Genomic DNA, 21,062 nt, shown 5'->3' with positions numbered 1-21,062 from the left:
ATATGTTTAAAAAAGTTTTAGTAGCCGAAGATTTAGATAGTATAAGTATAGCTGTTATACAAGTACTTGAAGATTTAAAAATACCAACAATACATCATGTAAAATATTGCGATGATGGTTTATTAAAGATAAAGAAAGGCCTCAATGACAACGAGCCTTATGATTTATTAATTAGTGATTTATCATTCAAATCAGACCATCGCAAAACAGAACTTTCTGGTGGTGAAGAACTTATTGAGGCAATCAATGAAGTACAACCTTCACTAAAAAAGATTGTATTTTCAATTGAAGACAAAACATACCGAATTAAATCGCTTTTTAATGATTTAGGAATAAATGCATATGTTTCAAAGGGACGAAACAGTATAAATGAACTAAGAAAAGCTGTTGAAGGTACTTTTAGAGGAGAAGAAAAAATTTTATCGTCTGACTTATCGTTTAGTTTTAACGATAAAGCTTTGATTGAAATTGAATCCTATGATATTTCAATTCTGAAATTACTAGCGCAGGGATATATATTAGAAAGCATTTCAAGTGAATTTAAATCTTCTTCGATTACTCCTAATGGAACAAGTAGCATAGAAAAAAGAATCAATAAATTAAAGATATACTTTAAAGCCAACAATAATGTACACTTAATTGCTATTGCTAAAGATTTCGGCTTAGTATAAATTTCATCTTCTTTACGGATTCCCGTAAGGAAATGGTTTTTTATCCTTATAAATTTGTTTGAATCTATTAACCAACCAATGAAACCTAAATTCCAAATTAATTTTATCTCAAAAATTAATACAACCAAAAACAAAATCATTATGAAAACTATGCTACTATGTATCTTTCTTTCAGTAAGTTTTGCTTTCGTCTCTGAAAAATCGGGTTGGCTTGAAGTTGACTGGAAGATTATTTTTATTCCGGCACTTCTTGTTTTACAAATTATTATTATTTCAACCGCGTTAAAAAATAGATACAAGAAACATTAACAAGTTATTTTCAATCAACTTTCATTAGATATGAAAAAATGCTTTTTAATTATATTATTATGCATTATTCTTATGTTGCATTGGTATAGTTCCAAAACAGAAATAATGATTCCAAAGAGTCATCAAGGAAAAATTAAAAACTACACAACAGAAAAAGCATTCTCTCAAATAGATTTTTCACTTTAAACAACATGTAAAAATTAGAGTAATTAAAATATGACCCATTTTTAATTTACTTATATTTGATTTTTTAAATTCTGCATGAAAAACATCTTAAGTTTTGTTCTCCTACTTTTTAGCATCCTCTCTTTTTCACAAACTAAAATCCTTTCCTGGAATTTAGAAAATTTTGGAAAATCAAAATCTAGTGATGAATTAAATTTTATCGCCAACACTATTCTTAATTATGATATAATTGCAATTCAAGAGGTTGTTGCAGGTTACGGTGGTACACAGGCTATTGCAGAACTAAATAGAATATTGAATGAAAAAGGCTCAAAATGGGATTATATAGTTAGTAATCCAACTACTGGTAATAGTTACAAAAAGGAACGTTACGCTTTTATTTGGAAAGTCAAAAAGATAAAATTAAAAGGTAATCCGTGGCTTGAAAAAAAATATCATTTAGAAATTGACCGAGAACCTTACTTTGCTACTTTCGAAATTGACCAAAAAACAATTACTTTAGTTAACTTTCATGCCATTACAAAAAACAAACAGCCAGAAACAGAAATTAAATACTTTAAATTTCTACCTGCTGAATATCCCAGTTTGAATTTAGTTTTTATAGGAGATTTTAACTGCCCTCAATCGCATTCGGTTTTTAATCCACTAAAAAAAACAGGATATGCCTCTATTTTACAAAATCAAAAAACGTCGTTAAAACATAAATGCAAAAATAACAATTGCCTGGCATCAGAGTTTGACAATATTTTTTATAAGTTAAATTCTCTAGAATATAAAAATTCAGGTGTAATACCTTTCTATAAAACTTTTAATTCTTTACAAGAAGCCCGAAAAATATCAGATCATATTCCGATTTGGTTTGAGTTTTCGTTAAAGTAAACTATGTTTTAAGTTTTTTCTTCTTTGCCGCAGGGAATAAAACATTATTTAAAATTAATCGGTATCCTGGAGAATTTGGATGTAAATCTAAAACTGTTGGCGGATCTCCAACCTGGTGCTGAAAATCTTCAGGATCATGTCCTCCAAAAAAGGTAAACATTCCCTTCCCTTTTTCGCCGTGAATATATCTGGCTTCGCCATTAAGTTCGCAACTACCCATTATTAATATATTCGATTTTACAAATGCAGAATCAAATGATGTTGTTTGTCCCATAAATCCCTTTACTAATTGTGTATGGTTCTGACACAACATACTAGGAATTGGATCCCATTTTGCAGAAAATTCCATTAGCGAAAAATAATCTTTTTGTACAGGAATTTTACGCTTTAATGTCATATCAATATCTGAAAATTCATATTGTTCGGGTCTTCTCTCTAGTGTAAAATCTTTAAAAGCAAACGAATTTCCGTAATTCAATTTTGCCTGATAATTGGAGTCACTGGCATCACCATCAAACATTGCTTCGCAAATATCCACTCCATCAGCTGCAAGTGCAATATCAAAACTATCAGTAGCAGAACACATTGCAAACATGAATCCTCCGCCAATAACAAAATCTCTAATTTTTTTTGCAACAGCACCTTTTTCCTGAGAAACTTTAGCATAACCTAATTTTGTTGCCAATGCTTCTGCATCTTTTTTCTGATCAATGTACCAGGGTGTGTTTTTATAAGCAGCATAAAATTTCCCATACTGCCCTGTAAAATCTTCATGATGTAAGTGTAACCAATCATAAAGTAATAATTGATCACTTAAAACCTCTTCATCATAAATTGGCGTAAAAGGGATTTCGGCATAAGTCAGCACAAGTGTTACGGCGTCATCCCAAGGCTGCTTTCCTTTTGGAGTATATACAGCAATTTTTGGTGCTTTTTCAAGAATTACGGATTCCATGTTTTGTGATGGACTTGAAATTTCATTTAAAATAGAAGCTTCTTCACTATCTGAAAGTATTTCAAAACTTACGCCCCGAATCTGACACTCTTTACGAATCTCTTCTGCATCTGGTAATAAAAATGAACCTCCCCGATAATTGAGTAACCAACTAGCCTTATAATCTTTACTTAAGCACCAATATGTAATTCCGTACGCTTTCAGGTGATTTTGTTGCGTCGTTTCATCCATTGGAAGTAAAATGAATGAAGCTTTTGCCGTAAAAGAAAGCAACAGAATGAAAATATAGATTGAACTCTTATACATTAGAAAATTATTTTAGTAAAGATATAAAGGAAGCATTAAAAAACACAATAGGCTTAAGTGTTTTTAAAGGAGAAATACTGAATAAAGAAATGATCATTTGCTTTAGATTTTTTTAATGTAAAAACACGTAAAAACACCTATTTCACAAAACGAAATTCTACTTACATTTGGTCACTCAAATCATTCAAATATTAATCGATGAAAAGCGAATACATGAAGTTTAATGAAAGTAATAACCAGCCTAAAGGGCTTAATCTTTTACAAAAAATAGGTATCTGTATACTTGTGATTACTATAATTTTGTACTACGTATTATCCATTCAATTTTTGACCAGTTAATTTTAAATAGTTAAAAAAGCAATTTCGTTCTGAATAGCGTATACGACAAGACCTGCAATATTTCTAGATTCCGTTTTAAGTAACAAATTGTTACGATGTCCTTCTACTGTTCTTGGGCTTAAAAAAAGGCGATCAGCAATTTCAGAAGTTGTTTTTTGCTGACAAATGAGCTGAAGAATTTCTATTTCACGGGGTGAAAGAAAACTAGTTTCTAAATTTCCTTTTGAGTTCTTCGATGAAATAATCGTCTCCTGAATTGTTTTTAACACATTTTCATTGTAATAAAATCCTTTAATAGCGACTTCATTAATAGTATGAATCAAATCTTTTGGAGTTGTGTTTTTTATAAGATAAGCAACTGCTCCTACCTGGATCATATTTGCAATAAACGATTTAGTATCATAACTAGTTAAAGCAATTATTTTAATATCAGGGAAAGATTTTCGAATAATTTTTGTTGCCTCAACTCCATTTAAAACAGGCATTTTTAAATCCATGATAATTATATCAGGCTTAACTTCATTCTCTTCTAATTTCAAGAGAAGTTCTTCTCCGTTTGGGGCCTCAAAAATAATTTCGATATTTTCTTCTCTTTGCAATAAAAAAGCAATCCCTTTTCGAAATAAAACTTCGTCATCAACTAAAGCAATTTTAATATCTGCACTCATTATTAATTCGGTTTTTGGTCATTTGGTTTGCCGAAATTACAAAATATGGATTAAAAAACAGCTCAATTACCTGACATAATGCGTAAAAAGCTGATTTATTTTTAAATATTAACTTAAAAAGTAAAAACTACCGAAATACCTTTATTAATTTGGGAATCTATTTTGATGTTACCATTCAAAAAAGAAATTCTGCTATCAATATTTTTCATTCCTAAACCTTTTTGATTTTCGGCATTTTTACTATTAAATCCAATACCATTATCTTCATAATTGCAAGTGCCCACAGATTCAATATTTTTAAAAGAAATCCAAATTTCAGTGGCTTTTCCGTGTCGCAGTGAATTATTCATTAATTCTTGTAAAATTCGAAAAATGTGCAAATGACGGTCGATATCGCTTTCATCAAAATCAATTTCATTTTTATAATGAACTTTTACAGCTTTACTACTTTCAAACTCTTCGCATAATTCTTCAACGCCTGCATTAAGTCCAAATTTTTCAAAAACAGGAGGCAATAAATTATGAGCAATTTTTCTTGAATTCTCTAATGCTTTGGTCGTTAAGTTAATTATATTCTCTGTGATTTCAAGCGTTTCTGCTTCTGTTAAATTTGGCGCAGATAGTAAATGCGTATTTAAAGAGACGATATTGAGTTTAGAACTAATATCATCATGAAGATCTTGCGCAATTCTTTTGCGTTCCTCTTCTTGTGCAACTATAACGGCATGCAACTGTTCTTTTTGATATTGCAATATCAGGTCTCTCTTTTCTAATTCTTTTTGAATAATTTTCTTTCTGGAAAAATAAAAAAACACAATTAAAAATATCGCTAATACCATGAAAAAACATGATGTATATAAAATTATTGCAACAATTTCTTTATCAGGAATTGAGTTACCATTCATCGCAATTGGCATTTATTTATGTTCACTTTTAAATCTTAATTACATTCTGTATTTCTTAGTCCTAAAAAACATTAAATAAACTCCTTACTAACATTAAGCAGTAAAGAGTTATAATATATAAAACGAATCTCTATCAAAACATATATCCAATATAGATTTTATTATAATAAGATTGTTCTATTTCAATTTTTTTCCGGAAAAACTTACTTTCCACTCATATAAAATAAACAATTGGTTGACCGCAACAAAAAACGCATTTAAATTCCAACTTATTAATCTTACTTCCTTACTCAAACCAATCGTAAGATTGCCAACTAAAAATAAAACCGTACTTGCTAATAAGTAAATGATAATTCCTACCGTAATATAATAGTACTTTTTACTGTCTGTAAGCATTTTGTATAAATAAAGTAATGCAAAAACAACAACAAATAACGAAGTTAATACTATCTCGAATAAATTAAATTTAAAAAACAAATCAGGCTCATATATATATTGGATTACTAATAGAAGGGAACCAAAAAACAGAGAAAATGTTATTATTTTTTTCTGAAAGTTATTTTGTAAAAGTGTCTTGTAAAAAAGACCCAATAAAATAAACTGACCAATGAAATAAAGATGAATCAAATAGAGATTATTAATGCTGAACGACGTTAAAACCTCCATTGTTAATTGAATAATTACCAATAGAAAAAGATAAAGAGCATATATCTTAAAGGCTTTTTCATATCTGAAAAAGCCTTTTGCATATAATATAAAATTGATTATTAGAACTAAATAACCAAAATATGTAAAAAAAAGATATAACATCTATTTCAATTAAAAAGGACTATCCGGATCTCCATTAGGTGGACATGGGCGAGTAGCATCATAAACAACATCTCCATCGTTTTCAATTTCATTTGCAGGAAAGACAACATCTCTGTAAATACCTTTTTCATCTAATTTTGTTCCGACAAAAAACAAAATTTGCTCACCAGCATTATTAATTCCTTTGTATGCCCGAACAGCATCAATTGGATTTTCTAATACTGCTTTTAAAGTTTCTAACGGAATAAGATAAGCTGTAATTTTATTCTTCTCATCTTCATCTGAACCAGGAGCCCGACGATATTTTTCTGCCCAAACCTTTGCTTCACTGACAGGAATTTCAACGCTTCCTAAATTTTGTAATTCTTTTGACATAATTTAATTTGTTTTTGGTTATGATTTAATAGCACAATTGATTTAATAACTGCCGCGCTAAACTACTGAATTTTTGTTAACATTTTAACAATTGTTCATAAAAAAAAGCCTTACAAAAGGCTTTTAATTTTTTATTAAAACGGAACATCACTATCATCATCGTCATCATTTAGATTACTACCAAAAGCTTCATTGGCAGAAGGCAAATTTTTAGTGATAAACGGATTGTCATCATGATTCATTTTAGAAGGTAAATCGTCATAACTGCCTGAAAAATCATCAAGGTTATCAAATTTTCCAAGATGACCCAAAAATTTCAATCGAACATTTTCTATACCACCATTACGGTGTTTGGCAATCATAATTTCTGCCTGACCAGCTGTTGGCGATGCCTCATCATCATCCCACTCATCAATTTTATAATATTCTGGTCGGTATAAAAACGAAACAATATCCGCATCCTGCTCAATTGCTCCAGATTCACGAAGATCCGATAGCAAGGGACGCTTACTGGAACCACGTGTTTCAACAGCACGCGATAACTGCGAAAGTGCAATTACCGGAACATTCAACTCTTTTGCCAATGCTTTTAAGTTTCGGGAAATTGTAGAGATCTCTTGCTCACGATTTCCTCCTCCTTTACTATTTCCTCCGGCAGTCATCAATTGCAAATAATCAACAATCACGATTTTGATACCGTGCTGCGAAACCAAACGACGACATTTTGCTCTTAAATCAAAAATAGAAAGTGACGGAGTATCATCAATAAACAAAGGAGCTTTTTCTAAGTTTTTCACCTTGGTACTCAACATCTCCCATTCATGGGGTTCTAATTTACCAGTACGTAATTTCTCTGAAGACAATCCTGTTTCTGATGATATTAATCTCGTAATTAACTGGACCGACGCCATCTCCAAAGAGAATAATGCGACTGGATGTCCAAAATCAATAGCCATATTTCTAGCCATTGAAAGTACAAAAGCAGTTTTTCCCATCGCTGGTCTGGCCGCAATAATAATTAAATCACTCGGTTGCCATCCTGAAGTCAGCTTATCTAAATTAGTAAAGCCAGTTTCAACACCACTCAGACCTTCTTGTTTTGCAATTTCTTCAATACGTTTTTTTGCCTGAAGTACTAAACTCTGAGCTGTCTCAGAACTACGTTTTATATTTCCTTGTGTTACTTCATACAATTTTGATTCGGCCTGATCTAACAAATCAAATACATCTGTTGTTTCGTCATAAGACGCTTCGATAATTTCAGAAGAAATTCGAATCAAACTTCTTTGGATAAATTTTTGAAGAATGATACGAGAGTGAAATTCGATATGTGCCGAAGAAGCAATTTTTTGTGTAAGCTGAATTAAATAAAAATCTCCTCCTGCTAAATCTAATTTTCCATTCTTTTTTAGCTGAGCCGAAACAGTTAACAAGTCAATTGGCTGCGTTTCTGTAAAAAGCTGAACAATTGCTTCAAAAATAAACTTATGAGCATCTTTATAAAATGCATCGGGTTGTAAAATATCAATTACATCATCTACCCCCTTTTTATCAATCATCATTGCCCCAAGCACAGCTTCTTCTAAATCAAGTACTTGCGGAGGTAATTTTCCTTTTTCTAAATTAATAATTGTGGTTTTATCGACCTTTACAGGATTTATGTTCTTGAAATTTTCCATATAGCGAAAGTAACAAAATTTAAAAAAAAATTGCTATCTAGTTATAACTATTAATTGTTTATAAATAAGATCTTTTTGTTCATAACCAAAAAAAAATCCGAAACTGTAAGGCTTCGGATTTTAATTAATCTTGTAAGAATTTACTCTTTATACTCGCCCATATTACTGTATTTGTCCATTCTTTGGGCAATTAAGTCGGCTGTTGATAAGTCTTTCAATTCGTTATATCCTTTGGTAATGTATTCGGCTACTGTTTTAAAAGTAGTTTCGCGATCATAGTGCGCTCCACCTAACGGTTCCGGAATAACATCATCAACTAATTTTTGTCTTTTCATGTCAGATGAAGTCAACTTCAAAGCATCAGCAGCACGTTCTTTGTACTCCCAGCTTTTCCATAAAATTGACGAACATGATTCTGGAGAAATTACAGAATACCAGGTATTCTCTAACATATAAACTTTATCTCCAACACCAATTCCTAAAGCTCCTCCTGAAGCACCTTCACCAACAATGATTGTAATAATTGGCACTTGCAGGCGAACCATTTCAAAAATGTTTCTTGCGATAGCTTCTCCTTGTCCTCTTTCTTCAGCTTCTAATCCCGGATATGCACCCGGAGTATCTACTAAAGTCAAAACCGGGATTCCAAATTTCTCTGCCATTTTCATCAAACGCAAAGCTTTACGGTATCCTTCAGGGTTTGCCATACCAAAATTACGATATTGACGTGTTTTTGTATTAAACCCTTTTTGCTGACCAACAATCATAAACGATTGTCCGTTTACTTTCCCTAATCCGCCAACCATTGCTTTATCATCTTTAAAACCTCTGTCTCCGTGAAGTTCTAAGAAAGTATCACCGCAGATTGCTCTGATATAATCTAAAGTATAAGGTCTGTTTGGATGTCTTGACAGCTGAACACGTTGCCACGCCGTCAGGTTTTTGTATATATCTTTCTTAGTTTGCTCTAATTTTTTGTTGATTTCCTTGCAGGTTGGTGTTACATCAACGTCAGATTCTTTTCCAATTATAACACACTTTTCCAGCTGTTCTTCAAGTTCTTTGATTGGAAGCTCAAAATCTAAATATTCCATGGATTTTTGAATTTTGTTTGTAAATCGAACCGCAAATATAAAAATATTATATCATTGGCACAGTTAATTGTTAGTAAAGTATCAAATTGTGATTTAAAAATAAGTAAACTATTACACTTCTTTCTTATTTTTATAATGTTTAAAAACGCCATTTAATATAACTGTAATTACAATTATTAAGGCACCAATATAAAATTCTGTACTCATTTTCTCCTTTCCTCCAAGTATAAAATAAGCCAGCATAATTCCGTAAACAGGCTCTAAATTAGTCGTTAACATAACTGTGTAAGGCGTTAATTTCTGCATTACTTTTACAGAAGCAGTAAACGCATAAGCTGTACAAACTGAAGCTAAAATGAGCAATAAAATCCAATTATTTAGTGACATTGTAAAAAAATCAGCAGTGAATTTTCCCTGAACTAAAAAATAGATAGAAATAAAAAAAACTCCTGCACCAAATTCATAAAATGTAATAACTGAAGGTTCATGATCTGAAATTAATTTTCCGTTCATCAAGGTAAACAAAACTCCTAAAATAATCGATGCCAATGCATAATACATTCCGTGCAGGTATTTAACCTCAACCTGCATAATCAAAGCTAAACCGGCAATGATTATCAATCCGAAGAAAACTTCGTAGAATAATATTTTCCTTCCGTAAAAAAGCGGTTCTAATAAAGAAGCAAAAAATGCACCTAATGAAAATATCGAAAGTGTGATCGAGACATTCGAAACATGAATTGCTTTGAAAAAGAAAATCCAGTGCAGGGCAATCAACAGTCCCACAAAAATTAATTTAGCAAAAGACTGGGCTGATATTACAAAAGATTGTTTTTTATATACTATAAATCCGGCAAGAAAAATTCCGGCAAGCAGCATCCTGAACCAAACCAAATTTTCAGCATCAATTGTTATTAAGGCACCTAAAATGGCTGTAAAACCCCAGATAAAAACAATTAAATGAAGATTTAAATAACTTTTTAAATTATCGTTTCGCATTACGTAATAGGTAAACTGCCAGAATTCCAAAAACAATATTCGGGAACCAAACAGCTAATAAAGGTGAGAAAGTAGATTTTTCGGCAAGTGTACCAAAGATTTTATCAAAAAACACAAAAGAGAAAGCAATTGCAATTCCGATAGCTAAGTTGGTCCCCATTCCGCCACGACGTTTCATGGATGATACTGCAACAGCAATAATTGTTAAAATGAACGCAGAAACCGGTACACTATATTTTTTATAAAGAACAACCAAGTAAGTATTAATATTTCCTGAACCACGTTTCCTTTCTTTTTCAATAAACTTACATAGTTTTCCGAGACTTAGGGTTTCAGCAATATAAACTACCGGAGTCAGATCCTCTAATTCGAATTTAAAAGGAATATGTTTTTCCGGGCTTTTTTCAATTACATCATTCAGTTCATCAATCGTTCTTTTTGTATAATCATACAAAATATAGGTTTTCTTAACCGGATCCCATTTAATACGGCTTGCCGTAATTTTATATTTCAGTTTTTCTTTTTCAAAATGCTCTAACGAAAAATTAAAAGCCGTTTTAGATTCTTCCTGAAAACTATTAACGAAGATGAAATCATTATCATTAATTTGTCTGTAAACATTGGTGTTTTCGCCACGCATCAGCGCTTTCCCGTTTCCTTTTAAATACGTATATCTAAAATTATTAAACCCTTCACTTGCAGCAGGAACAATGTAAAAACCCATTAAAAGCACAAAAACCGAAACAATAGAGGCACCTATAATATAAGGGCGAAGAAATCGTGTAAAGGAAATTCCAGAACTTAAAATCGCAATAATCTCGGTATTATTAGCCAATTTTGAAGTAAACCAGATAACCGATAAAAACAAAAATATCGGAAACAGGGAGTTCGCAAAATAAATAGTAAAGTTGTAATAATAGTAAGCAATATCCAGAAACGGAATCTTGTTCTCCAACATTTTATTCACCTTTTCAGAAACGTCAATTACAATTCCGATCGGAATAAATAATAAAATCATCACCGAGAAAGTGGCTAAATATCTTTTTAAAATATACTTGTCTATTATCGTCAGCATAGATTTTTTGTTTTTTTTGTTTCAGGTTTCAAGTTTCAGGTTCTCTACGGAACTTGAAACTCGAAACCTGAAACTTGAAACTTTTTATAGTCTTTGGCTCATATTTTTAACCATCATTTCTTTCCATGGTCTAAAATCTCCTGCTAAGATATGTTTTCTGGCTTCACGAACCAACCACATATAAAAACCAAGATTATGAATCGTTGCAATTTGTTTCCCTAAATATTCGTTGGCAGCAAATAAGTGACGTAAATAAGCTTTTGTATATTCAGTATCTACAAAAGTATGTCCCATTTCATCAATTGGAGAAAAATCAGCTTCCCATTTTTTATTTTTGATATTGATGGTTCCGTTTGCTGTAAACAACATTCCGTTTCTGGCGTTACGCGTTGGCATAACACAGTCGAACATATCAATTCCTAACGCAATATTTTCCAAAATATTAATTGGAGTTCCAACTCCCATCAAATAACGAGGCTTATCTTCTGGCAAAATTTCGCAAACTACTTCGGTCATTGCGTACATTTCTTCCGCAGGCTCTCCTACTGATAATCCACCAATAGCATTTCCTTGTTGACCCGAATTCGCAATATATTCTGCCGACTGACGACGCAAATCTTTATAAGTACTTCCCTGAACAATCGGAAAAAACGTTTGTTCGTAACCATATTTATAAGGAACCTTATCTAAATGATTGATACAACGATCTAACCAACGGTGTGTCATATGCATTGAACGCTGCGCATATCTGTAATCACAAGGGTATGGCGTACACTCATCAAAAGCCATTATAATATCAGCACCAATAGTACGCTGAATTTCCATTACATTTTCCGGAGTAAAAAAGTGGTATGAACCGTCAATATGCGATTTAAACTTAACTCCTTCTTCCTTGATTTTTCTATTATTCGAAAGAGAATATACCTGATATCCTCCAGAATCAGTCAAAATATTACGATCCCAGTTCATGAATTTATGCAATCCGCCGGCTTTTTCAAGAATTTCAGTCTGCGGGCGTAAATATAAGTGGTATGTATTCCCAAGAATAATATCTGGATTAATATCTTCTTTCAATTCACGCTGATGCACTCCTTTTACCGAAGCCACTGTACCAACAGGCATAAAAATAGGCGTTTCAATTACGCCATGATCTGTAGTAATACTTCCCGCTCTCGCTTTCGATTGCGAATCTTTTTGTAATAAATCAAACTTCATCTGTTTCTTTTTTCAGTCGGCAAAGATAAGCTAATTTCAGGGAAATTTAATTAGATAATTTGGCAATTAGATAATGATCAACTTGAAACTTGACACGAGGCTTTGCCGAACTGGCGAAGCAAACAAAGAAAACCTGAAACTTTTATTTCATTTGGGCGTTCCCTACGGTCGGGCTATCCGCTTTATTCCCGATTAACAAAAACTACTGCTAAAAAGCCTTGTTTTTCTAAATCGGGAGATATCGCTCCTATCCCTAACGCAAAAAACTGACCTTTTTCAAGAAATAACCAAATGTAAAAGTTACAACATCTACAATAGTAAAGTATAACATCACAACACATTGATTTCTTAATTTTAATGAAATAGAAAAACGAAATAAATATTCATTTAAATATAGAAATCATGATAAATTCAGAAGATAGCAATCCAATCAAAGAAGATCAAATCGAAAGAAATCTGGAAAACTTAGATTATCCGGCAAATGAAGACATTTACAATCAGGAAGATAAATTAGAAGACATTGATCCCGAAGATATTTCCGGCGAAAGAGCTATCAATCCAGACAATCATGAATGGAAACAAAACAGCGATAAAATTGGAAATGACTTAGATATTCCAGGTTCAGAACTTGATGATGAACAAGAAGAAATTGGTTCAGAAGATGAAGAAAATAATTTTTACAGCAAAGGCAACGATTAAATTTTACATATTTAAATCCGATCCCCTTTACTCTTAATTTGAACCATTTTTCAAATTATTTTTTGCCACAGTTAATGGATTAACAAAGATTTTTTAAATCAATTTAATCCTTTGATCTGTGGCATTTTTTTTTGTATGTCTATAAGACTTCAGCGTTTTTTTCTACATCAATAAAAAAAGAGCCAGAATTTAACAATTACGGCAAACTAAAGCAAAAAATCATTTGTCTCCCCGCAAAATAAAAATTACTTTTGCTCCAGTTTAACTTTTACATATAAAATGAAGCCTAACACACAACAATTAAGCGATTTAACTATCCAAGTAAGAAGAGATATTCTTCGAATGGTACATGCTGTCAACTCAGGACACCCAGGTGGTTCACTAGGTTGTACTGAATTTTTGGTAACCTTATACCAAAATATTATGGAGCGCAAAGAAGGTTTTGATATGGACGGAATTGGAGAAGACATCTTTTTCCTTTCAAATGGTCATATTTCTCCAGTATTTTACAGCGTTTTAGCACGTAGCGGTTATTTCCCTGTTTCAGAACTTGCAACTTTCCGATTATTAAATTCTCGTTTACAAGGACACCCAACAACTCACGAAGGGTTACCTGGAGTGCGTATAGCTTCTGGATCATTAGGACAAGGTTTATCTGTAGCTCTTGGAGCAGCTCAGGCAAAAAAATTAAATGGAGACAATCATTTGATCTATACTTTACACGGAGATGGTGAATTACAAGAAGGTCAAAACTGGGAAGCGATTATGTATGCTTCTGCTAAAAAAGTAGACAACCTTATTGCAACTATAGACGTTAACGGAAAACAAATTGACGGAACAACTGACGAAGTTTTACCAATGGGAAGTATTCGCGCTAAATTCGAAGCTTTTGACTGGGACGTTCTTGAAATTAAAGAAGGAAACAACATTGACGCTATCCTTGCAGGTTTAACAGATGCTAAATCAAGAACCGGAAAAGGAAAACCAGTTTGTATCTTGTTATATACTGAAATGGGTAACGGAGTAGACTTTATGATGCATACACATGCATGGCATGGTAAAGCACCAAACAACGATCAGTTGGCAAGTGCTTTGGCTCAAAACTATTCTGCAGATCAAATCGATTACTAAAAAAAGCTATAAGCTTTAAGCAGTAAGCTTTATGCCTATTGCCTACAGCCTATTGCGTACAGCAAAAAGACAAAAATGAAAAAATATACAAATACAGGAAGTAAAGATACTCGTTCAGGTTTTGGAGCGGGAATGACTGAACTAGGTCAAAAAAACGAAAACGTGGTTGCATTATGCGCAGATTTAATTGGATCATTAAAATTTGATGATTTCAAAAAAAATCACCCGGAGCGTTTTTTCCAAATCGGAATTGCAGAAGCTAATATGATTGGTATTGCTGCAGGTTTAACAATTGGTGGAAAAATTCCTTTTACAGGAACTTTCGCTAACTTCTCTACAGGAAGAGTTTACGATCAAATTCGTCAGTCAGTTGCTTACTCTGATAAAAACGTAAAAATTTGTGCTTCTCATGCTGGTTTAACACTAGGTGAAGACGGAGCAACTCACCAAATTTTAGAAGATATTGGTCTAATGAAAATGTTACCGGGAATGACTGTAATCAATACTTGCGATTACAACCAGACTAAGGCAGCAACTTTAGCATTAGCAGATCACCATGGTCCGGCTTATTTACGTTTCGGTCGTCCGGTTGTAGCTAACTTCACTCCTGCTGACGAACCTTTCGTAATTGGAAAGGCAATTTTATTAAACGAAGGAACTGACGTTACAATCGTAGCAACAGGACACTTAGTTTGGGAAGCGCTTATTGCTGCTGAAGCACTTGAAGCAAAAGGAATCTCTGCTGAAGTAATCAACATCCATACTATTAAGCCACTTGATGAAGAAGCAATTCTTAAATCATTAGCCAAAACTAAATGTGTGGTAACTGCAGAAGAGCACAATATTCTTGGTGGTCTTGGAGAAAGCATTTCAAGAGTATTAGCTTTAAACAATCCAACTCCACAGGAATTTGTAGCGGTAAACGATAGTTTTGGTGAATCTGGAACTCCAGAGCAATTAATGGAAAAATACAAACTAAACAATCAGGCGATTGTTGAAGCTGTAGAAAGAGTTATCAAAAGAAAATAATTTTTTTACTTTTCTTACTTTATAAAAAAACCTCGAAAAGTGATTTTCGAGGTTTTTGCTTTTATCTTTTTTATTAAACCCTAATACCACGATAAATCAATAGAGACTCCCGGTACAGATGCACCAACAATACTACAAGTTATCGGACCAGATATAATAAAATTGGTATATAAAATATCCGGATGTGCAGGTGCTGGCAATAATCTCCAGCTTGATATCAAGTAAGTCTGAGTGCCTGTCACTCCATTAATTGTACTAATATTTGATATTAGTGACCACCCTCCAGATGTGCATTCACAAAAATTACTGATTACATTTCTTAAATTAAAAGCTTCTTTCCAAGTACATCTAAACGTTGAACACGATCTATATTGCAATGTTGACCTTAAGAACATCTTACTTGTTTGAATAGCATCGTTTAATACAATAGTCTCATTATACAAGTCTACAACATGTCTAAGCCTACTTCCTGAAACATTCATTTCTTCACTAGAAAATGTTTTTATTCTATTTTCATTAGGAAGAACACTTCTACTAGTTAAACTTTTCTCAGATTTCGAAATACTTAGTAACTGTCCGTATACTTGCAATTTATCTTTTTCATTTAAAAGCTCTTCCGAACTTTTGTTTATTTCATTTTCAGATAGCAAATAAAAATTACGCTCGTTTAACCATAGTACTTTTCCAGCTATTTTAACTTTTGATTCAGAATTTAAAACTGATTTTAAAGCATCGGAATAAATAACCTTTGATTCAGGAATAACATCCCCTTCCATCTCTACTGACTCAGTAGGTACATTTAGCAACGAAACTAAACCTTTTGAAGATACCCATTTTTTAAGCTCCTCACTCTGCAATGCAGCCAAACTTGAATATTCCTTCACAAAAGACTCTTCATTTTTAAAAGATAATACTTTACCTTCCAAAACTGATTCCGAAGTCACTGCTGCAGTAGGGACATCTGTATTTACCTGCTCCTCATTACTACAAGACCAAATAGTAACAGCCAAAAATAATACAATTAATTTTTTCATATCTATTATATTTAATTATTATTCCTACAAAAATATAGTAAATATTCGTAAATAACTTACGTAAAACCATAAAAAACAATCTTTTCTTATAAATAAAAACAACTAATTAACAATCAACAATTTATCTGCAGAAAATTATAAAATCTTTTCACATAATAATAAAAAGTAAAAACCCCGAAATCACTTTCGGGGTTTTTACTTTTATCTGATTTAAAATTTAATTCTTTTGAAAAGGATAAGTTTTATCTAAATGTATTCTTAATCGCGGGAGGTCAGTGTAATCCTCTTTTACAAATGCTTTTGGATTCGTGATAGATTCTGGTTTAGTAGGATCTGTAAGCGCTCCTGTTGGTCTTCTTGGAATACCCCAAATTTCAGATTCATCTGTATTTGGTGTCTTAGGATTATCTAAAATAGGATCGTAAGGGTAATATTTACTTAATCCTGAGTAGGTAGCACCAGTTGGTTTAGTAATTTCAAACCTTGTAGTATAACCATCTCCATCATCATCGGGATCGATAAAATCAGCATTACCATCTCCATCTGTATCGTCGACTAAACTAGCCGGAGGGCTCGGATACGCCACTTTATCACTAAAATCATAAACATAACCATCATGATTAATATCTTCCTGATAATCATATACACCATCAAGATCATGATCTGTTCTCGTAAGATCATACAATTTAAAACTAAATACCAAAGGAGAATATGCTGGAATTGCTGCTGTAGCTGAAGCATAATATGCAAGCCCTGAAGGCAAAAACATTACACCCGCTCCAAAGTTATCATAAGTCTGAACCCCATCACTACCTATCGGATTAGAAGTCCCTATATTAAATTTTGGAAAAATTTCTTTCCAACCATCAACAAAAACTCCTCTACTCCCCTGACCATCTAAATCCCAAATTCCCGGAATGTTATATGAACTATCAAAGACAGTTCCATTTAACAAAGTTCCTGTATATGTTGCATAAATTCTATCAGTATTCATTGGTGCCTGTCCAGTCCCTTTTCTTAAAGTTAAATAATATACTTTATAAGTAATATTATCATTAAAAACATCTCTGGTTTCTAAAGGATAAGTTGTTTGATCCCAAATAGAGATTTGTGTTCCACCCGCAGGAATTTTAGCAATTTTAACATCAAAATCAGCTGTAACTTCCTGAATATAATTAGTCTTTAAATATTTTATAATAGAATCATTGTCTGCTTTATATTGTACGGTATAATCATTTACAGGAACCACTACCGGATCATCGTCATCCTTTTTACTACAAGAAACCAAAGAAATGCCGGCAAGCAATAAAATAAAATAATATTTAAATTTATTCATTATTGTTAATTTTTTAGGTGCGCAAGATACAATATTGATTTATTTTTGTAAAGAATTTAACTTTGATTTTAGAAAAATTATGAGAATAGATAAATACTTATGGTGCGTGCGTTATTATAAGACCCGAAACATGGTAACTGAAGCATGCAAAAAGAACCATATTACTGTAAATGGGCAGGTTGCCAAGCCATCAAAAGAAGTTTTTCCATCAGACAGAATTACCTTTAGAAAAGATCAGATTACACAAATCATCACCGTACTTGACATTCCTGAAAGTCGTGTGGGAGCAAAACTGGTTGATATATATCGCAAAAACGAAACTCCAGCTGAAGCTTATGCACATTTAGAACTATTAAAACTATCAAAAGAACATTATAGAAAAACAGGCACAGGAAGACCAACTAAAAAAGATCGTAGAGATATTGATGAATATGGGAATGACATTATAGATGAGGAGGAGACGGAATAAATTTCAATTTTTTAAATCCCAAATTCCAAAACTAAATGCATAAATAATTTTTAACCTTAAAAATAAATTCAAAAATCCAAAATCTAAACCTCAACATTGGAATTTGGAATTTAAAAAATTAAAATTTCCCTTTTCAAATTGGAATTTGGATTTTTTTTATTGGAATTTAAAATTTGTACTTTAGCAAAAAAATAAATCATGAGCAAAAACATCATCTTAACGAATCAGGAAATCGAACACAAAATAAAACGTATCGCTTATCAAATTTACGAGACCTTTGTCGACGAAGAAGAAGTTGTGATTGCCGGAATCGCTTCTAACGGTTCTGTTTTTGCCCAAAAAATTGCTTTGGCGTTGAGCAATATCTCAACACTTAAAGTTTCGACCTGCGAAGTTAAGGTCGACAAACAAAATCCGCAATCGCCAATTCAGACTTCTTTGACTAAAGAAGAATACCAAAACAAAGGTTTAGTGTTGGTTGACGACGTCTTAAACTCAGGCACAACATTAATTTATGCTGTTCGTCATTTCTTAGACGTTCCGCTTAAAAAATTCAAAACAGCAGTACTTGTAGACAGAAATCACAAAAAGTACCCGGTAAAAGCCGATTTTAAAGGCATCTCACTTTCAACTTCTTTATTAGAGCATGTTCAGGTTGTTTTTGACGACAAAGAGGGTGATTCTGCCTTTTTAAGCTAATAACGCAACAATATCCTCAACCGTTTCTTCGACCGTTTTATCATCAACCACAACTTTATGTTGCGCATGGTTGTAATAAAAGCTGCGATCGAATAAATGCTTCGCGATAAATTCTTTCATTTCCTCTTCATTCATATTGGCAATTAAAGGGCGTTTACTTTTATTGTGGACTAATCTATTATATAAAGTATCTATAGAAGCTTTTAAATAAATAGAGGTAACATCATCTCTTTGTAGTAATAAATGATTATTAGCATAACATGGAGTTCCCCCACCTAATCCGATAATGTTATTTTCTGAAGATTGAAGTAATTCAATAAACATTTCGTGTTCTAATTTTCTAAAATAGATTTCCCCATGCTGTTCAAAAATTTCATTTATAGACAAATTGGCTCTTTTTTCGATGCAATTATCTAAATCTAAAAACGGAATATTTATAATTTTTGAGAGATTTTGGGCAATTGTTGACTTTCCGCAACCCATATATCCTAATAAGATGATTTTTTTCATTTTAATAAAACCCTATAAACTAGGGCGTTGTAGACGTTGGTTAAAAAAAGACAAATTTATAATAAAAATGCTTGCAAATAATAAAATAAACTCCTTATATTTGCACCCGCATTCAAGAAACATAATGACTCGATAGCTCAGTCGGTAGAGCACATCACTTTTAATGATGGGGTCCTGGGTTCGAGCCCCAGTCGGGTCACAAATTATGTGATTAACAGCATAAGTTTCTTGATAGCAATGACTCGATAGCTCAGTCGGTAGAGCACATCACTTTTAATGATGGGGTCCTGGGTTCGAGCCCCAGTCGGGTCACAAAAGGTCGAGTAATTTTTATTACTTGACCTTTTTTCATTTTTGGCCACGTGGAGAAACGGTAGACTTGCCATCTTGAGGGGGTGGTGCTCGTAAGGGCGTGTGGGTTCAAATCCCACCGTGGTCACTATAAAAAGCAAAAAGCCTGAGAATCTACATTCTCAGGCTTTTTTTATGATTAGAAAATCTTATTGAGTTTTTTGGAATCATGTTCAAAAGCTGGGTTCAATTAAATATTCTTGCTCTTCAACGTTGTTTTATTTACATATTCAATGTTCCCATATAAAATCAGAGTATCTTTACCCATGATAGCGATAAAGAATATGCAGATGATTGACCATCTCTCCTTTAACCCTTTTAATAATTCCAAATACTTTTTCAAGTCATAAAGTTATAATAACAAAATTCTATGAATAAACATTCCATTACTGGTTCCATTCCTTTTAGATTATTTATTCGTTTTCGCATTCAACCTTAATAAGCTATAATAATTATGACATTGATATCTAAAGAAAAATTTTCTGAAGCTGCCGGCCTTTCTAAAATTCCTATCCCAGGATTATCCTCTTATTTAATGAAAGCAATGAAAATTGACAATTTAAATACTATTGTAAAGGAAGCTGGTAATCTTGAGGGTGCAGATTTTGCTAATTATGTCTTACTGAAGATTGGCGTAAAAGTCCAATTTGATGCTGCTGAATTACTAAATATCCCTCGTGAAGGAGCTTTTATAGTTGTTGCAAATCATCCCTATGGAGGTATCGAATCATTAGCCTTATTAAGTACAATCGCAAAAATACGTCCTGACACAATGTATATGGGGAATTTTTTATTAAAGGAAATTCCAAATCTTGAAAAATGCATTATTGCGGTAAATCCATTTGAAAATGTGCAAAATTCTGCGAGTATCACCGGATTAAAAATGACGCTCAAAGCTTTATCAGAAGGTATTCCAGTTGCAATATTTCCTGCCGGAGAAGTTTCATCTTATAATTTTAAGACGAGTGAAATCACAGATCCGGAGTGGCATCCTGTGGTAGGGAAAATTATATGCAAAGCAGACGTTCCTATTTTACCTATATATTTTCATGGAAATAATGGTTTTTTCTTCAGTATGTTAAAATCAATTCACCCAATGCTGCAAACTTCAAAACTGATTTCAGAACTATTTAACAAGCAAGGACATATTCTAAAGATGACTATCGGAGAAACCATTTTTTTAACCAGGGTCAGAGGTAAAGTTTCCGATCCTCTAATGTTAAAAAATCTTAGAAGCAAGCTGTACGCTCTCAAAAATCAATTACATAATTAAGAGATTCAAGCTTATCCAGCACTTATGACAAACTGCGAAAATCAAATACTTTTCTTTTCACATCTT

General features: G+C 32.6%; 21 protein-coding genes and 3 tRNA genes. 11 read left to right on the top strand and 13 right to left on the bottom strand.

Annotated features, from left to right (window positions below; genetic code table 11):
- Nucleotides 1-2 precede the first annotated feature (2 nt).
- Together IHE43_RS07445 and IHE43_RS07440 are read left to right on the top strand one after the other, a co-directional pair.
- On the top strand, nucleotides 3-671 hold the full coding sequence (locus IHE43_RS07445; protein WP_192187348.1) for a response regulator: 669 nt from the start codon (nucleotides 3-5) through the stop codon (nucleotides 669-671).
- Between the two features lie 570 nt (nucleotides 672-1,241).
- Complete coding sequence (locus tag IHE43_RS07440) at nucleotides 1,242-2,045, top strand: endonuclease/exonuclease/phosphatase family protein (protein ID WP_192187347.1); 804 nt, start codon at nucleotides 1,242-1,244, stop codon at nucleotides 2,043-2,045.
- Between the two features lies 1 nt (nucleotide 2,046).
- Here the strand turns inward: IHE43_RS07440 and IHE43_RS07435 are convergent, their stop codons facing one another.
- The 10 genes from IHE43_RS07435 to tgt all read right to left on the bottom strand — a co-directional run bounded on the left by IHE43_RS07435 (nucleotide 2,047) and on the right by tgt (nucleotide 12,465).
- Complete coding sequence (locus tag IHE43_RS07435) at nucleotides 2,047-3,306, bottom strand: asparagine synthetase B (RefSeq protein ID WP_192187346.1); 1,260 nt, start codon at nucleotides 3,304-3,306, stop codon at nucleotides 2,047-2,049.
- Between the two features lie 341 nt (nucleotides 3,307-3,647).
- On the bottom strand, nucleotides 3,648-4,313 hold the full coding sequence (locus IHE43_RS07430; protein ID WP_192187345.1) for a response regulator transcription factor: 666 nt from the start codon (nucleotides 4,311-4,313) through the stop codon (nucleotides 3,648-3,650).
- A 113-nt stretch (nucleotides 4,314-4,426) separates the two neighbouring features.
- The gene (locus IHE43_RS07425) at nucleotides 4,427-5,218 is read right to left on the bottom strand and encodes a sensor histidine kinase (protein ID WP_192187344.1); all 792 of its coding nucleotides are present in this window, start codon (nucleotides 5,216-5,218) and stop codon (nucleotides 4,427-4,429) included.
- 177 nt (nucleotides 5,219-5,395) lie between these two features.
- Complete coding sequence (locus IHE43_RS23500) at nucleotides 5,396-5,614, bottom strand: hypothetical protein (RefSeq protein WP_225585437.1); 219 nt, start codon at nucleotides 5,612-5,614, stop codon at nucleotides 5,396-5,398.
- A gap of 423 nt (nucleotides 5,615-6,037) precedes the next feature.
- Nucleotides 6,038-6,403: a hypothetical protein gene (locus IHE43_RS07415; RefSeq protein ID WP_192187342.1), complete on the bottom strand. Its 366-nt coding sequence runs from the start codon at nucleotides 6,401-6,403 to the stop codon at nucleotides 6,038-6,040.
- A gap of 134 nt (nucleotides 6,404-6,537) precedes the next feature.
- Nucleotides 6,538-8,082: a replicative DNA helicase gene (dnaB, locus tag IHE43_RS07410; protein ID WP_192187341.1), complete on the bottom strand. Its 1,545-nt coding sequence runs from the start codon at nucleotides 8,080-8,082 to the stop codon at nucleotides 6,538-6,540.
- A 140-nt stretch (nucleotides 8,083-8,222) separates the two neighbouring features.
- On the bottom strand, nucleotides 8,223-9,176 hold the full coding sequence (locus tag IHE43_RS07405; protein WP_026984040.1) for an acetyl-CoA carboxylase carboxyltransferase subunit alpha: 954 nt from the start codon (nucleotides 9,174-9,176) through the stop codon (nucleotides 8,223-8,225).
- Between the two features lie 111 nt (nucleotides 9,177-9,287).
- A complete protein-coding gene (locus IHE43_RS07400; RefSeq protein ID WP_192187340.1) occupies nucleotides 9,288-10,175 on the bottom strand; it encodes a DMT family transporter in 888 nt (295 codons plus the stop codon).
- Nucleotides 10,162-11,250 carry an LptF/LptG family permease gene (locus IHE43_RS07395; protein ID WP_192187339.1) on the bottom strand — a complete coding sequence of 363 codons (1,089 nt, stop codon included), beginning with the start codon at nucleotides 11,248-11,250 and terminating at the stop codon, nucleotides 10,162-10,164. Before IHE43_RS07395 ends, IHE43_RS07400 begins: the two co-directional genes overlap by 14 nt.
- An 84-nt stretch (nucleotides 11,251-11,334) precedes the next feature.
- Nucleotides 11,335-12,465, bottom strand: a complete 1,131-nt coding sequence (gene tgt / locus IHE43_RS07390) for a tRNA guanosine(34) transglycosylase Tgt (RefSeq protein ID WP_192187338.1) — start codon at nucleotides 12,463-12,465, stop codon at nucleotides 11,335-11,337.
- 402 nt (nucleotides 12,466-12,867) lie between these two features.
- Here tgt and IHE43_RS07385 point away from each other — a divergent pair, with 402 nt between their 5' ends.
- The 3 genes from IHE43_RS07385 (at nucleotide 12,868) to IHE43_RS07375 (ending at nucleotide 15,324) form a co-directional block, all read left to right on the top strand.
- Complete coding sequence (locus IHE43_RS07385) at nucleotides 12,868-13,164, top strand: hypothetical protein (protein WP_192187337.1); 297 nt, start codon at nucleotides 12,868-12,870, stop codon at nucleotides 13,162-13,164.
- Nucleotides 13,165-13,443: 279 nt separating this feature from the next.
- A complete protein-coding gene (locus IHE43_RS07380) occupies nucleotides 13,444-14,295 on the top strand; it encodes a transketolase (protein WP_056190628.1) in 852 nt (283 codons plus the stop codon).
- A gap of 75 nt (nucleotides 14,296-14,370) precedes the next feature.
- The gene (locus IHE43_RS07375) at nucleotides 14,371-15,324 is read left to right on the top strand and encodes a transketolase family protein (RefSeq protein WP_192187336.1); all 954 of its coding nucleotides are present in this window, start codon (nucleotides 14,371-14,373) and stop codon (nucleotides 15,322-15,324) included.
- An 80-nt stretch (nucleotides 15,325-15,404) separates the two neighbouring features.
- On the opposite strand, the gene IHE43_RS07370 is transcribed toward IHE43_RS07375, so the two are convergent.
- A complete protein-coding gene (locus IHE43_RS07370) occupies nucleotides 15,405-16,358 on the bottom strand; it encodes a hypothetical protein (protein WP_192187335.1) in 954 nt (317 codons plus the stop codon).
- 217 nt (nucleotides 16,359-16,575) lie between these two features.
- On the bottom strand, nucleotides 16,576-17,694 hold the full coding sequence (locus IHE43_RS07365) for an FKBP-type peptidyl-prolyl cis-trans isomerase (protein ID WP_192187334.1): 1,119 nt from the start codon (nucleotides 17,692-17,694) through the stop codon (nucleotides 16,576-16,578).
- Nucleotides 17,695-17,773: 79 nt separating this feature from the next.
- Here IHE43_RS07365 and IHE43_RS07360 point away from each other — a divergent pair, with 79 nt between their 5' ends.
- Nucleotides 17,774-18,163, top strand: a complete 390-nt coding sequence (locus IHE43_RS07360; protein WP_192187333.1) for an RNA-binding S4 domain-containing protein — start codon at nucleotides 17,774-17,776, stop codon at nucleotides 18,161-18,163.
- A gap of 198 nt (nucleotides 18,164-18,361) precedes the next feature.
- Nucleotides 18,362-18,862 carry a phosphoribosyltransferase domain-containing protein gene (locus tag IHE43_RS07355; protein ID WP_192187332.1) on the top strand — a complete coding sequence of 167 codons (501 nt, stop codon included), beginning with the start codon at nucleotides 18,362-18,364 and terminating at the stop codon, nucleotides 18,860-18,862.
- Here the strand turns inward: IHE43_RS07355 and IHE43_RS07350 are convergent.
- Nucleotides 18,854-19,372: a shikimate kinase gene (locus tag IHE43_RS07350; protein ID WP_192187331.1), complete on the bottom strand. Its 519-nt coding sequence runs from the start codon at nucleotides 19,370-19,372 to the stop codon at nucleotides 18,854-18,856. The genes IHE43_RS07355 and IHE43_RS07350 overlap by 9 nt on opposite strands.
- 126 nt (nucleotides 19,373-19,498) lie before the next feature.
- Between IHE43_RS07350 and IHE43_RS07345 the strand changes: the two genes are divergently transcribed.
- The 4 genes from IHE43_RS07345 (at nucleotide 19,499) to IHE43_RS07330 (ending at nucleotide 20,996) form a co-directional block, all read left to right on the top strand.
- Nucleotides 19,499-19,571 (top strand) — tRNA-Lys (locus tag IHE43_RS07345).
- 40 nt (nucleotides 19,572-19,611) lie between these two features.
- A tRNA-Lys gene (locus tag IHE43_RS07340) sits at nucleotides 19,612-19,684 on the top strand.
- Nucleotides 19,685-19,728: 44 nt separating this feature from the next.
- Nucleotides 19,729-19,811: transfer RNA gene (locus IHE43_RS07335), tRNA-Leu, on the top strand.
- 366 nt (nucleotides 19,812-20,177) lie between these two features.
- A complete protein-coding gene (locus IHE43_RS07330; protein WP_192187330.1) occupies nucleotides 20,178-20,996 on the top strand; it encodes a hypothetical protein in 819 nt (272 codons plus the stop codon).
- Nucleotides 20,997-21,062 lie beyond the last annotated feature (66 nt).

Origin of the sequence: Flavobacterium sp. MDT1-60, from assembly GCF_014844035.1 — a bacterium.
Classification (GTDB): Bacteria; Bacteroidota; Bacteroidia; order Flavobacteriales; family Flavobacteriaceae; genus Flavobacterium.
This window is presented reverse-complemented; position numbering and strand designations above follow the sequence as displayed.